The following is a 13,767-nucleotide window of genomic DNA, read 5'->3' on the forward strand; positions in this document are numbered from 1 at the left end:
TACCCAAGATCACTTGGAGAGAGAGCTAATGAATTGCAAGTCCAACAAGCTGCGCGATGCAGTTGTCCTCGCGCTTGTCGTGGGCGTGGCCGGTACCGGTACCGCCGTCGCGCAGGAAGCCGGCACCACCAACCTCGACAAGATCGAAGTGACCGGTTCGCGCATCAAGAGCGCAGACGTTGAAACCTCGCAGCCGGTTCTGACGTTGACTCGCCAGGACATCGATAAGCAGGGCGTCACCTCCGTTGCAGATGTGCTGCAGCGTGTCGCGGCCAACGGCGCAGCCCTGAATCGCACCTTCAACAACGGCGGCGACGGCAGTTCCGGCATTGCGCTGCGCAACCTGGGCAGCGCGCGTACGCTGGTATTAGTGAACGGCCGCCGCTGGACCACCGGCCTGGACGGCAGCGTCGACCTCAACACCATTCCGACCGCAATGGTTGAGCGCATTGACATCCTAAAGGATGGCGCTTCCACGATTTACGGTTCTGACGCCATCGCCGGCGTAGTGAACATCATCACCCGCAAGAATTTCGACGGCGCCGAAGCCGGCGTCAACGTTGGCCAGTACAGCGATGGCGACGGTCAGCGACAGGCTTATGACTTCACCATCGGCACGACCACCGATCGCTCGACCTTAATGGTTGGTGCTTCCTACGTGAAGGAAGATTCGGTGATGGCTGGCGATCGCGAGATCTCCGCCGGCGGCCCGCCGTTCTTCAGTGGCCAGAGCGGCACCGGCTTTCCGGGTTCGTATGTTCGCAACGGTTCGCGGCGCATCCTCATCAACGGCGTCGAAACGCCGTACGTTGCCAATGTGCACGGCTATAACACCGCGCCGGACAACTACCTGCTGACCCCGCAGGAGCGCACCTCGCTGTTCACCCAGGGTAGCTTTAACTTCACCGACAACGTGACGTTCCGCACCGAGGCTATGTACAACGAGCGCAAGTCCGAGCAATTGCTGGCCGCAATGCCGGTCACGGGCTTGACCCTGAGCGCAGATAGCCTCTACAACCCATTCGATCAGAACCTGACCAGCGTCAACCGTCGCTTCATCGAGACCGGTGGCCGTTCGTTCAATCAGAACGTCAAGAACTGGCATTTCTATGGTGGCCTGGAAGGCTTCTTCGAGTTCGCTGATCGCAGCTTCGACTGGGACGTGGGCTATCGCTATGACAAGTCCGACGAAAATGTCCTGACCTACGGCCTGTTCAACCTCGCCAATCTCAACAGCGCCTATGGTCCGTCGGAACTGCGCGGTGGCGTGCCGGTGTGCGTCTCCGCTCCAGGCGGCGATGTGATCCCCGGTTGCGTGCCGGTCAATCCGCTGGGACCACGTGGTTCAATCACTCAGGATGCGCTGGATTACACCAGCTTCACGGCACACGATTCGTCGTCCGTTGAATCCAAGGGCTACACTGCAAACATCAGCGGCGATATCGTCGACCTGCCGGCAGGCCCGCTGGCCTTCGCTGCTGGCTACGAATACCGTAAGGAAAGTGGCCAGTTCGATCCGGATGCCTTCATCGCAGCCGGCCTGAGCACGGGCAACGGCGCACGCCCGACGGCCGGCTCCTACAGCCTGGACGAGTTCTACCTCGAACTGTCGGTTCCGGTTCTGGCCGATCTGCCGGGCGCACAGTTGCTGGACTTCAGCCTAGCGACCCGCTACTCGGACTACAGCAACTTCGGCGATACCGTGAACAACAAGTTCGGCTTCCGCTGGAAGCCGATCCAGGACTTGATGATCCGCGGTAACTACAGCGAAGGCTTCCGTGCCCCGAGCATCAACAATCTGTTCGCAGGCAATTCCGATTCGTTCGAGACCTACGCCGATCCGTGCTCGAGCCAGTCCGGCCAGCTGAGCAACCCGGTGGTGGCGCAGAACTGTGCAGCGGCAGGCGTGCCTGTGAACTTCGTGCAGCCTGGTGCAGGCAATGGTGCCAAGCAGACCCTTGAGCCGTTCACCTGGACCTCCAACGATCAGCTGCAGCCTGAGACTTCGACCAGCCGCACGCTGGGCTTTGTGTTCAGTCCGAGCTTCGCGCAAGGCCTGAATGTGAGCCTGGATTGGTGGCAGATCGAGATCGAAAACGCGATCACACGTCCGGAATCCCAGTTCATCTTGGACAAGTGCTACGGCGGCAGCGCGGGTGAGCAGGCTGAGTACTGCGCGCTTGTCACACGCGATCCGAACTATGCCGATGGCGCTTACACCGTCACCAACATCAACATGCCACTGTTGAATTTGTCGTCGTATAAGGTGGAAGGCTGGGATCTGGCCATCAATTACCGCCTGCCGGAAACGGCATTCGGCCAGTTCACCATCAGCTGGGATTCGACCTATTTGTCGAGCTGGGAAACCAAGGCAACTGCCGATTCCGAACTCGAACAGTTCCAGGGTCGTTACCTGAACCAGGATCCTTACTGGCGCATCCGTTCCAACCTGTATGTCGACTGGTCGTTGGGTGACTTCGGCATCAACTGGGGCCTGCGTTACAAGTCCGGTGTAGCAGAGTCCTGCCCCTTGTCAGCGGCATTGGCGCAGGCTTACTGCTCCGATCCTGATCGTGTCACGGCCGATGGTGCTGACCCGCGCAACCACATTGGCGCGACGACGTATCACGACATCCAGTTCCGTTACAGCACGCCTTGGAATGCGACCGTATCGCTCGGCTTGAACAACGCGTTCGATAAGGGTCCACCGGTTTCGTACAGCACGTCGGCCAACAGGTTCGACCCGCAGTACGACGTGCCGGGCCGCTACATGTACATGCAGTACCGTCAGCGCTTCTGATCGAAACAGCTGATAAAACCAGCTGCGTAAAGCAACTACGGCCCCAATCGGGGCCGTAGTCATGTCTGGGTTTCAAGAAGCGAGCAACTCGCTATCTACTGTTTAGCTCACACAGGAATCAACGTCTGAATCACATGCTCGACATAGGCTTCGAAGTCTTCGCGGGCCTGCTTGGGCTGCTGTAGTTGCAGCGACAGTTGCAGGAAACCGACGTAGGCGGCATAGGCCAGGCGGGCGCGGTGTTGGGCGTCGGTGCGGGTGAGGCCGGCCTGGCGGAACGAGGCGATCAGGTAGTCGAGGCGGCGTTGCGAGACGCGGTCGATGACCGGGCGGACCGCCGGGTGGTCGAGTGCCTTGAGCAGTTCGCTGTAGATGACATGCGGTTTGACTTCGTGCGCGACCAGTTGGAACAGTGCGCGTAAGCGTGCGCTCGGATCCGGGACGTCTTCCAGGCTGCCGAACACTTCTTTTTGTTCGAAGATTTCCCAGCGTTCGAGAGCTGCCTGCAGCAGCGCGTCGCGCGAGGGAAAGTGCCAGTAGAAGCTGCCCTTGGTGACGCCGAGCCGGCGCGCCAGTGGTTCTACGGCGACTGCACCGACACCTTGTTCGGCGATCAGGTCCAGCGCGGCCTGTGCCCAATCGTCTGCGCTGAGGCGCTGACCGCGACCGGGACTGGCGCGGGGCGTGGTGGAGCTGGAATCGGTGGTGTCGTTCATTGTGACGATTTAACCATACGCTCGGGTCGATTGCAGTATGCGGCAGAAAATGCAGGCACAACTGCCGGGATTCAACGGATTAACCGTCCATACCAGTGAGTATTGACAGTGAGCACGCCACATCCATACCATTAGGTATGGTCACTTCTCCTTCTAGCCTCGCCCGTATCCCGTCTGTCGCCAACATCCGTATTGGTGAGACGTTGCTTGCGGTATCGGCGCAGGGCACGGAGCACGCACCGACCGTGCTGTTGGCACATGGATTCGGCCAGACACGACACGCATGGGAAGGCACGGCCACTGCATTGGCCGAAGCCGGCTACCGGGCGCTGTCTTACGACGCGCGCGGGCATGGCGATTCCAGCGTCAACGATGCTGAGGTGCCCTACTCGGCCACGCAATTCACCGACGATTTGATCGTGCTCGCCGGTGAGCAATCCGAGCCGCCGGTGCTGGTCGCCGCCTCGATGGGCGGGCTGTTTGGTCTGCTGGCAGAGGCGCGCTGGCCGGGTTTGTTTCGGGCGATCGTGCTGGTCGACATCACGCCGCGCTGGGAGACGCGGGGCGTGGAGCGCATCCTGCGTTTCATGACTGCGCATCCCGGCGGATTCGCATCGCTGGATGCGGCGGCAGACGCGATTGCCGCATATTTGCCGCATCGTCCGCGCAAGACCGCAGACCAGTTGCAGGCATTGTTGCGGCAGCGTGCCGACGGGCGTTGGCACTGGCATTGGGACCCGCGCCTGGTCGACGAACTGACGGGGCAGGATCCGCATATACAGCAACAGGCATTGCTGGAGGCCGCGTCACAGGTGCGGTGCCCGATGCTGCTGATCAGTGGCGGGCGCAGCGATCTGGTTACCCCGGACACCATCAGCGAATTCCTGTCGATCGCGCCGCATGCGCAGCACGTGCAGTTGCCCGATGCCACGCACATGCTGGCCGGCGACGACAACACGACGTTTACCGCCACCGTGTTGCATTATCTGGATGCACTGCCCTCGGTTGGCACCATCGCAGCGTCCAACATTACCGAGCATGTCACTGGAGCAAGACCATGAGCATCGTTGCACCGTTCCTCCTCGTCATCCTGGCGGCGGGCATCGCTGCCTACCACCGCATGCGCCTTGCCACGTGGGTCGCGCTGAGCGCCTGCGTGCTGGTGGCCTGCTGGTTGCTGGGTGCCAACCTCACCGCCACCATCGTCGCTGCCGTACTGGTGGTGCTGGTGTCGGCGCCTGTGTTGCTGCCGTTCCTGCGCAAGCCGCTGCTGACCACGCCGCTGATGGGCTTCTTCCGCAAGGTGCTGCCGCCGCTGTCGCAGACCGAGCGCATCGCGCTGGAAACCGGCTCGGTGGGCTTCGAAGGCGAGCTGTTCACCGGCGACCCGGATTGGCAGAAGCTGCTCAACTACCCCAAGCCGCAGCTGACCGCCGAAGAGCAGGCGTTCCTGGATGGCCCGGTCGAAGAGTTGTGCAAGATGGTCAACGACTGGGAGATCACCCATGTCCACGCCGATCTGCCGCCGGAGCTGTGGGAGTACATTAAGAAGCAGAAGTTCTTCGGCATGATCATTCCGAAGCAGTACGGCGGCCTGGGTTTCAGCGCGCTGGCGCACCACAAGGTGATCCAGAAGCTGTCCTCGATCTCCAGCGTGGTCAGCTCCACCGTCGGTGTGCCCAATTCGCTCGGGCCGGGCGAGTTGCTGCTGCATTACGGTACGCCGGAACAGAAGGACTATTACCTGCCGCGTCTGGCCATCGGCGCCGAAGTGCCGTGCTTCGGTCTGACCGGCCCGTTCGCCGGCTCCGATGCGACCTCGATCCCGGACTACGGCATCGTCTGCAAGGGCGAGTGGAATGGCGCCAACGTGCTCGGCGTCAAGCTCACCTTCGACAAGCGTTACATCACCCTGGCACCGGTGGCGTCGCTGATCGGCCTGGCGTTCCGCATGTACGACCCGGAAGGCTTGATCGGCGACAACAAGGACATCGGCATCACCCTGGCGCTGTTGCCGCGCGAAACGCCGGGAGTGGAAATCGGTCGCCGGCATTTCCCCTTGAATTCGACCTTCCAGAACGGCCCGATCCGTGGCAACGAGGTGTTCATTCCGCTCAGCCAGTTGATCGGTGGCGTGGACATGGTCGGCAAGGGCTGGAACATGCTCAACGAATGTCTGGCGGTGGGCCGTTCGATCACCCTGCCCTCCACCGCCAGCGGCGGTGGCAAGTACGCGGCGGTGGTGACCGGTGCGTATGCGCGCATCCGCAAGCAGTTCGGTCTGTCGATCGGCCGCTTCGAGGGCGTGGAAGAAGCGCTCGCACGGATCGGCGGCAAGGCCTATGCGATCAGTGCGCTGTCGCAGGCCACCGCGGCGGCGGTGGATCGTGGCGATGTGCCGTCGGTGCCGTCGGCAATCGCCAAGTACCACTGCACCACCATGGGCCGCGAAGTGGTCAGCGACATGATGGATGTGATCGGCGGCAAGGGCATCATCCTGGGGCCGCGCAACTTCGCCGGCCGCGCCTGGCAAGCCGCGCCAATCGGCGTGACCGTGGAAGGCGCCAACATCATGACCCGCAGCCTGCTGATCTTCGGCCAGGGCGCAATCCTGTGCCACCCGTGGGTGATGAAGGAAATGAAGGCGGCGCAGGATCCGGATACGCGCCGTGGTCTGGAAGACTTCGATCAGAGCCTGTTTGGTCACATCCGCTTTGGTATCTCCAACGCGGTGCGTTCGTTCTGGTTCGGCCTGACCGGCGCACGTATCGGCGCTGCGCCGGGCGATGCGTATACGCGTCGTTTCTTCCGCAAGCTGGATCGCTATTCCGCCAACCTGGCGCTGATGGCCGACGTGTCGATGCTGATGCTGGGCGGCAAGCTCAAGTTCAAGGAATCGCTGTCCGGTCGCTTGGGCGATGTGCTGAGCCACATCTACCTGACCAGCGCAATGCTCAAGCGCTATCACGACGAAGGCGCACCGGCAGCCGATCAGCCGCTGCTGGCCTGGGCCTTCCACGACAGCGTGCACAAGATCGAAACCGCGCTGTCGGCCGCGCTGCGCAACTTCCCGATCCGTCCGGTGGGTTGGCTGATGTGGGTGCTGATCTTCCCGCTGGGTCGTCGTGCCGAAGCGCCGGGCGACCGTCTGGGGCACCGCGTGGCATCGATTTTGATGACGCCGAACGAGGCACGCGACCGTCTGGGCCAGGGCGTGTTCCTGACCCCATGTGCCAACAATCCCGGCGGCCGTATCGCCAGCTATCTGGCCAAGGCCGTGCTGGCCGAGCCGGTGGAGCGCAAGTTCCTCAAGGCGCTCAAGACCAAGGGCATCGAGGCACTGGATTTCCCCGCGCAGCTGGACGAGGCCGTGGCCGAGGGCGTGATCACCATCGACGAGCGCAAGCAGCTGGAAGAGTTGCGCGCGATCATGATGGATACCATCACCGTCGACGACTTCGATCCGCATGAGTTGCGTGCGGCCAGCTACTACGACAAGCCGCAGGCACAGCAGCCGCGCGAAGCGGCGTAAGGCGCAGGCCAAGGTGACAACCAGACAGCGGCGGGCTTCGGCCCGCCGTTGTCGTTTATGGAGATTGGCTACTGTGGAGACCGACCATCTCGCGGCTGCGTTGCCTGCCGCCAGCGTTTTCGACCAGTTCGCGACAACTGCAATTCCAGCGAGCTTTTTGGTAGGAGCGGGCTTGCCCGCGATGAAGCTCCACCGGTAACACCTCATCGCGGGCAGGCCCGCTCCTACAGACAGCGAGCAAGCCGCCTCAGCGCGGCAACCACAGCAACGCCAGGGCAATCAACGCGGGCAAGGCCTGCACGAAAAAAATGCGGCGGTTGACGCTGTAGGCGCCGTAGCAACCTGCCACGACAACACAGCCCAGAAAGAAGCTCAGCACATCCTCGCGTGTCTGCAGCGCGCCCCAGAACAGGCCCGCCGCCAGGAAACCGTTGTACAGGCCTTGATTGGCGGCCAGCACGCGCGTGGCCTGCGCCTTCTCGAGGGTATTGCGGAAGGTCTTCAGGCCCAGCGGCCGCGTCCACAGCACCATTTCCAGTACCAGGATGTAGACGTGCAGCAGAGCGACGCACAGGCCGGCGACGATGGCGAACAGGGACATGGCAGATCTGCGTGATGGATGTGGCGGCCAGCATAGCGGCGATTGCGGCCCTGCTGTTCAGAGCAGGCGATGGAACCCAGCGCGCCGGCGAGAGATGGGAGATGTGCAGGACCTGCAGGCACGATCGGAGCATCGCGATTGCGGACATCGGCGGCGTGTCCTGCGATGGTTGTTGGGCGGGCACAGGTGCTGCAGCCAAGTTGCAGATCAAGCGCTCTACACCTGATCTACCTGCTCGCCACACTCGCCCAAAGGCAAACGCGGCTAGTTCAAACAGCGGCATCGCTAATGCATGTCATGCCCTGCTTGCCTGTGCAGACCGACCATCTCGACCGGTCCTTGCCCGCCCACCGTCGCGGGACCTTACGCGGCATGGATGCCGCGTAAGAGCCTACATGGACGTACTTGCGGCGTGTCCCGCAAGGGTGGGCGGGCAGGGCCCTGCAGCAAACAAAGCCTCCAGGGCGCGGCGAGGACACCGCACCGGTTGCCGGCTGTTTTGTTGAACACCATGCACACCGACTAGCGCGACCGGTCCTTGCCCGCCCACCGTCGCGGGACCTTACGCGGCATGGATGCCGCGTAAGAGCCTACACGGACGTACTTGCGGCGTGTCCCGCGAGGGTGGGCGGGCAAGGGCCCTGCAGCCAGGCAGCAGATCAGCCGCTCCAGCCCTGAGATCATCCGCTCTGCAAAAGAGCTACCAATACTGTCCAACTACTGGAAGGCAACAGAGATTTCGCTGCCTTGAAGTGGCCGACAAAACGTCGCGAGTAATGCGCAGGCAGATATGCACGGCGCTCTCAGAACCAGCTGTATCAGTGGTACACGCCGTACCCAGCAACAGTCGCGTCCGCCTGATGGCGGCAAGTAGTTTTGCCAGCCATTCTTAGTCGGACACCTGCGTTGCGGTCTGCGCATCTCGCTCGGCAGGCAGCTTGCGCGCCTCGCGCAGCAGACCGAATGCGCCCAATGTCATGCCCGAGGCCACCAGCAGACCGACGCCGAACACTGCGCTGGAGCCGAATGCCGACACCAGCTTGTGCACCCACACGAAGGTGAGGTCGCCACCGCGGTAGATCACGGTGTCGATGGCCGCGCCGGCCTTGTAACGCCATTCCCGGTCGACGCGCGTGTACAAGGTCTCGCGCGCCGGCTTGGCCAGTGCGAACTCGCTGGAGCGGGTGATCACCTGCACGATCGCGATCATCATCGGCAACGGCGAAGCCGTCAGCACGGCATAGCCCAGCGTGATCGCCACGCCCGGAATCAACAGCGCCGGTGCGATACCGAAACGCGACAACAGCGCGCGCGTCACCAGCAGCTGCAACACCAGCGTGAGCGCGTTGATCGCCAGATCGATGCTCGCGTAATACGCGGTGGCTGCCGCTGCGTCGGTGTATAGACGCCGTACCAGCGCTGCCTGCTCGTTGTAGAGCAAGGTGCCGACGCCCACACCGAACAACACCATGAAGGCCAACCAGCGCAGCAACGGCTCGCGCACGATCAACTTGAGCCCGCCGAGCACATCGCCGCCCATCGGTACTTCGCCGGAGCTCAGCTGTCGCTCCTGCTCGCGCGCAACCGCCCACAAGCGCAGACGCAGCACGCAGACCACGCACACCGTCAGAAACCCGGCCGACACCAACATCAGATGCGCGATGCCGATACGCTCGACCAGGGTGCGGGTGAGGATCGGCCCGAGAAACGCACCCAGCGTGCCGGCCGCACCGATGTAACCGTAGTAGCTGCGCGCTTCAGCATTGCTGAAGACGTCGGCCATGAAGCTCCAGAACACCGCCACCGCAAACAGGTTGAACACGGTCACCCACAAAAAGAACGCCATGCCGCGCCCGGGCACCCCGCTATCGAACAACACGTAGAACAGCAGCAGGGTCGCGATGAAGAAGCCATACACAACCGGCAGGAACACCCGGCGCGGATAGCGGCTGACCAGTGCGCCGTAGACCGGCTGCAGCAGCACCATGATCAGGAAGGTGCAGGTAAACAGCACCTGCAGGGTAAAGTCCTTGAGCGGCATGCCATGCGCGGCGAAAAAGGCGATCATGCCGGTGGGAAAGATCGCTTCCACATCCGCCGAGGCGCTCATCGCCTCGCGCACCGGGCGCAGCACGTAATACCCGCTGAGCAGGCAGAAGAAATACAGAAAACTCCACGCCAGCGGCGGCGAGCTGCGCAACGCGCCGCTCAAACGGCCAGCCGCAGACTGCGACGAAGAAAATCGGCTGGTCATGGTGAACAAATCGCCTGCACAAACGGGCCCGACAGCGAGGACATGGCAGCGGCGGCACCCGCGAAGGAAGCGCGCAAGTTAGCCGATGCGGCGCAGCATCACCAGCGCCGCGGTGCAGAACACAACGGACTGATCGTGCATCCAGACGGCACGCCGCTTGCAGCCACATCTGCATAGGTGCCGAGGCGCACTCGAAGCGCTCCGCGCCGCCCGATTTCTGAACCTAAAATCATCAATAGGATCAATATGATGCCCATTCATCTTCTGGCAGTTTGTGCTATTGCGAAGCGCGGCGCTAGAATCGCCGGAGGCAGTGGAACAGGCGGGACAACCATGACTGAAATGCGCAGGCCCCGACGGTTTCGTCCGTTGGCCATCGGGCTGCTCGGGGCGTTATTGCCCCTGGCCCTCTCTTCCACCGCGCAGACGCCCGCGCCAGCTGCCTTTGCGCTGCAGCCGGCCACCGCCGCACAGTCGCCCACCGCTCCGCTGCAATATCGCGCCTCGCTTCCGGCCAGCCGTGTGCTGGCACCGGCGGCCGGCTTCGATGTGGCCGCGTTCGAATCGATGGCCAATCAGTTGACCTACGGCAACCGCGTGCCCGGCATTGCGATGGCGATCGTGCAGGGCGGCAAGGTGCTCAGCGCGCGCGGCTATGGCGTCACCGACGTCAATCATCCGCAGCCGGTCGATGGCCACACCGTGTTCCGTCTTGCTTCGCTGTCCAAGGCGTTCGCAAGCACCATGGCCGGCCTGCTGGTCAACGACGGCGTGCTGCGTTGGGACAGCAAGGTGGTCGATTACGTGCCCGGCTTCCAGCTCAGCGATAACGTCGCCACCCATCAGCTCACCGTCGCCGAGGTGCTCAGCCACCGCGTTGGCCTGACCCGCAACGCCTACGACCGCGATATCGAATCCAACGTCGACTACTACTCGCTCAGCCACAAGCTCGCCGCTGCGCCCTTGCGCTGCGCGCCGGGCGATTGCTATGCGTATCAGAACGTGGCCTTCAGCCTGGTCGGCGATGTGGTGTTCGCCGCTTCCGGCAGCTTCTATGAGCAGTCGGTGGAGCGCCGCATCTTCAAACCGTTGGGCATGAACGATGCGAGCATGGGCCTGGCCGGCATCCAGGCCAGCCCGCATGCGGCACGCCCGCATGTGCGCAGCCGCGGCGGTTGGGTGGCACTGACGCCCAAGCCGACCTACTACCGCCTGGCGCCCGCTGCCGGCGTCAACGCCAGCGCCAGCGACATGGCGCAGTGGTTGCTCGCACACACCGGTCACCGCACCGACGTGCTGCCTGCGCCGCTGCTGGCGACGCTGCACGCGCCGTTGATCTCCACACCGGGCGAGATGCGCTCGGGTTGGCGCCACGAGCGTGTGGACGCTGCCAGCTACGCGCTGGGCTGGCGCGTGTTCGATTACGCCGGCCATCAAGTCATCTTCCATGCCGGCGCGGTGCAGGGGTATCGCGGCCTGGTCGCGCTGCTGCCCGAGCGCGACCTTGGCATCGCCATCATGTGGAACGGCGAGAGCGGCCTGCCGTCGGGCATGCTGCCGACGATTCTGGATCGCGCACTCGGCCTGCCGGCCAAGCGTTGGCTGGACATCGACGTGGATGGCGACTTCGGCAGCGAGAACATGCTGGCCGAGCGCCCCGCCCCTGCCGGCAAGGGCGCCTCGTCCGGCAAGTCGGTGGCATCGCCGCGCTGAGTTGGCGTTTGCAGCGATTCAAGACAGAGGCGGCTTCGGTCGCCTTTGTTGTTTTTGGCGTTCGCGATTATTGAGAGCGACCCAATAAAAAAGCTCCCTCCCCGCTGGGCGTCGGGGAGAGAGCTCGATGTTTACGGCGATCGGGTGTTGCAGATCAGATCAGCGGCGCCGGAGTTGCGGGCAGCGCGACCGGAGCGGCCTTCTTCTTGCGAACGGCCGGCTTCTTCTTGGCGACCTTCTTTACGGCAGTCTTCTTGGTGGCGGACTTCTTGGTCGCCTTCTTCGGAGCTGCTGCTTTCTTGGCGGTCTTCTTGACTGCTTTCTTGGCGGCCGTCTTCTTGGTCGCCTTCTTGGCAGTCTTCTTCACTGCCTTCTTCGCGGTCTTCTTCACTGCCTTCTTGGCGGCAGTCTTCTTGGTTGCCTTCTTGGCAGTCTTCTTCACTGCTTTCTTGGCGGTTGCCTTCTTGGCAGTCTTCTTGACGGCCTTCTTGGCAGCAGCCTTCTTCACTGCCTTCTTAGCGGTTGCCTTCTTGGCGACCTTCTTGACTGCCTTCTTGGCGGCAGTCTTCTTCACTGCCTTCTTGGCGGTGGGTTTCTTTTTTGCAGCTTTTTTAGTGGCCATGTAATTGGCTCCTCGTCAGTGAACTATGGAGGTGAAACGCCCAGTTGAACCAAACCCCGCGACGGCATGCCGTCGTCGGGAACCATCCGCAGGTGATGCGCGACGGGACGGATACAGAAACACCCGCATCGAACGGCGACACGGGTGCTTGATCGGAACGACTGCTGCTTTTTTGGAGAGAAGCGGACCCGACTCCACCGTGGATAGCGCTTCGGTGGACATCTGGAACAAGCGTGTCGGCTTGATGTCGATTCTGCTCACTCTCTTTCGCAGCAACGTCTGCTGGGCGAAACCTAATCACGCTTTTTTTTACTGTCAACACTCTTTTGCAATTTTTTTTCAGCCCGCCATCGCAATGCGGCGCGTCGAGGTGATCCAGACAGGCCTTGCACTGGCATGCGCGTGCGAGCGACGCGCGCATTCGTTCAATAGGGTTTTCAGAAAACCACTTCTTTTGTGCTGTTTTTTTGAAGCGGTCAAAAATGCAGCGACTGGATCGGCATGACGGACCCTTCGCAAGGTGCAAGGCAGTGATGTCTCGCTTCGCCTGTCCGCCAGCTGAAAATTTTTTATCCAACGACTGCTCTTGGGGCGTCGCATCAGCGTAAATGCGCAAACTTATTGCGCCCTTCGATCGCCTTGCATGCGTCTGCATGGACGACGCGACGCATGCATGCATGCCTTGCATCGCGTCCAACGATCGACCATCGACGCATGCGAGCGCCAGTTTTTTCACCACGCACACGCCGTGTCCTCACGATTGGCTCACGCCAGAAATCCGACGCGCCTGCATGCGGACATCCTTCGACGCTGTGGTGGTGATGCGTGCCTGGCGCGTGCGGTGTTTTTCGATCGGCCGCCGAGCACGGCGATGGAGACCGCCACCTGGCATGCAGGCATCGTTCGAGGACTCGGCAACGCGGCAGTTCGCTGGCCACTGCAATCGATACCGGCGCGCCGGCGCCAGCGTGGCGTGCAAAAAAAATGGCCGCTCCAGGAGCGGCCATCCGAGGTTGCGATGTGCCAGACGCGATCAGTTCGCGTCTTCTTCCAGAAGCTCGGCATAGTCATCCGGCGACAGCAGGTCGTTGAGCTCTTCCTTGTCGTCGAGTTCGACCACGAAGATCCAGCCATCGCCGTAAGCGTCTTCGTTGATGGTTTCCGGCTTGTCGCTGAGTGCGCTATTGACCTCGACGACGGTGCCGCTGACCGGGCTGTAGACGTCGGAGGCGGCCTTGACCGACTCCACCACTGCCGCGCCATTGCCGGCCTGCACGGTGTCGCCGACGCCCGGCAGTTCGACGTAGACCAGGTCACCCAGCAAGCCCTGCGCGTGGTCGGAGATACCGACGGTCACACGGCCGCTGTTTTCGACGCGGGCCCACTCGTGGGATTTGAGGAACTTGAGGTCGCCAGGGATCTCGCTCATGTGTGCTCCGGGGAAACTGGGGTTAGGGACAGGTGGCTAGTTTAGACCGCGCGACAAGACAGGTGCACGCGCGTGCAGGACTGCTTGCTTGCTACCGATG

At 62.3% G+C, this 13,767-nt stretch carries 10 protein-coding genes; 4 read left to right on the forward strand and 6 right to left on the reverse strand.

Features of this window, described 5'->3' with window-relative positions:
* Positions 1-28 precede the first annotated feature (28 nt).
* A complete protein-coding gene (locus tag NYR97_RS01555) occupies positions 29-2,800 on the forward strand; it encodes a TonB-dependent receptor (protein ID WP_316696284.1) in 2,772 nt (923 codons plus the stop codon).
* Between the two features lie 107 nt (positions 2,801-2,907).
* On the opposite strand, the gene NYR97_RS01560 is transcribed toward NYR97_RS01555, so the two are convergent.
* A complete protein-coding gene (locus NYR97_RS01560; RefSeq protein WP_316696286.1) occupies positions 2,908-3,516 on the reverse strand; it encodes a TetR/AcrR family transcriptional regulator in 609 nt (202 codons plus the stop codon).
* A gap of 137 nt (positions 3,517-3,653) precedes the next feature.
* On the opposite strand from NYR97_RS01560, the gene NYR97_RS01565 reads away from it, so the two are divergent.
* Entirely contained in the window at positions 3,654-4,577 is a 924-nt protein-coding gene (locus tag NYR97_RS01565; protein ID WP_316696288.1) for an alpha/beta fold hydrolase, read from the forward strand.
* Positions 4,574-7,048, forward strand: coding sequence for an acyl-CoA dehydrogenase (locus NYR97_RS01570; protein ID WP_316696289.1), 2,475 nt, complete (start codon positions 4,574-4,576; stop codon positions 7,046-7,048). The genes NYR97_RS01565 and NYR97_RS01570 overlap by 4 nt, the downstream gene beginning before the upstream one ends.
* A gap of 247 nt (positions 7,049-7,295) precedes the next feature.
* Here the strand turns inward: NYR97_RS01570 and NYR97_RS01575 are convergent, their stop codons facing one another.
* Together NYR97_RS01575 and NYR97_RS01580 are read right to left on the reverse strand one after the other, a co-directional pair.
* Positions 7,296-7,649, reverse strand: a complete 354-nt coding sequence (locus NYR97_RS01575; RefSeq protein WP_205394122.1) for a DUF1304 domain-containing protein — start codon at positions 7,647-7,649, stop codon at positions 7,296-7,298.
* Between the two features lie 889 nt (positions 7,650-8,538).
* Positions 8,539-9,903, reverse strand: a complete 1,365-nt coding sequence (locus NYR97_RS01580) for an NTP/NDP exchange transporter (protein WP_205394121.1) — start codon at positions 9,901-9,903, stop codon at positions 8,539-8,541.
* 333 nt (positions 9,904-10,236) lie between these two features.
* Between NYR97_RS01580 and NYR97_RS01585 the strand changes: the two genes are divergently transcribed.
* Entirely contained in the window at positions 10,237-11,616 is a 1,380-nt protein-coding gene (locus NYR97_RS01585) for a serine hydrolase domain-containing protein (RefSeq protein ID WP_486684778.1), read from the forward strand.
* Positions 11,617-11,770: 154 nt separating this feature from the next.
* Here the strand turns inward: NYR97_RS01585 and NYR97_RS01590 are convergent, their stop codons facing one another.
* The 3 genes from NYR97_RS01590 to gcvH form a co-directional block, all read right to left on the reverse strand.
* Positions 11,771-12,238, reverse strand: coding sequence for a hypothetical protein (locus NYR97_RS01590; RefSeq protein ID WP_023904733.1), 468 nt, complete (start codon positions 12,236-12,238; stop codon positions 11,771-11,773).
* On the reverse strand, positions 12,228-12,977 hold the full coding sequence (locus NYR97_RS01595) for a hypothetical protein (protein ID WP_316696292.1): 750 nt from the start codon (positions 12,975-12,977) through the stop codon (positions 12,228-12,230). The genes NYR97_RS01590 and NYR97_RS01595 overlap by 11 nt, the downstream gene beginning before the upstream one ends.
* Positions 12,978-13,271: 294 nt before the next feature.
* Positions 13,272-13,667 carry a glycine cleavage system protein GcvH gene (gene gcvH / locus NYR97_RS01600; RefSeq protein ID WP_316696294.1) on the reverse strand — a complete coding sequence of 132 codons (396 nt, stop codon included), beginning with the start codon at positions 13,665-13,667 and terminating at the stop codon, positions 13,272-13,274.
* Between the last annotated feature and the right edge of the window lie 100 nt (positions 13,668-13,767).

It is taken from the genome of Xanthomonas hydrangeae (assembly GCF_032697525.1).
GTDB classification, from domain to species: domain Bacteria; phylum Pseudomonadota; class Gammaproteobacteria; order Xanthomonadales; family Xanthomonadaceae; genus Xanthomonas; species Xanthomonas hydrangeae.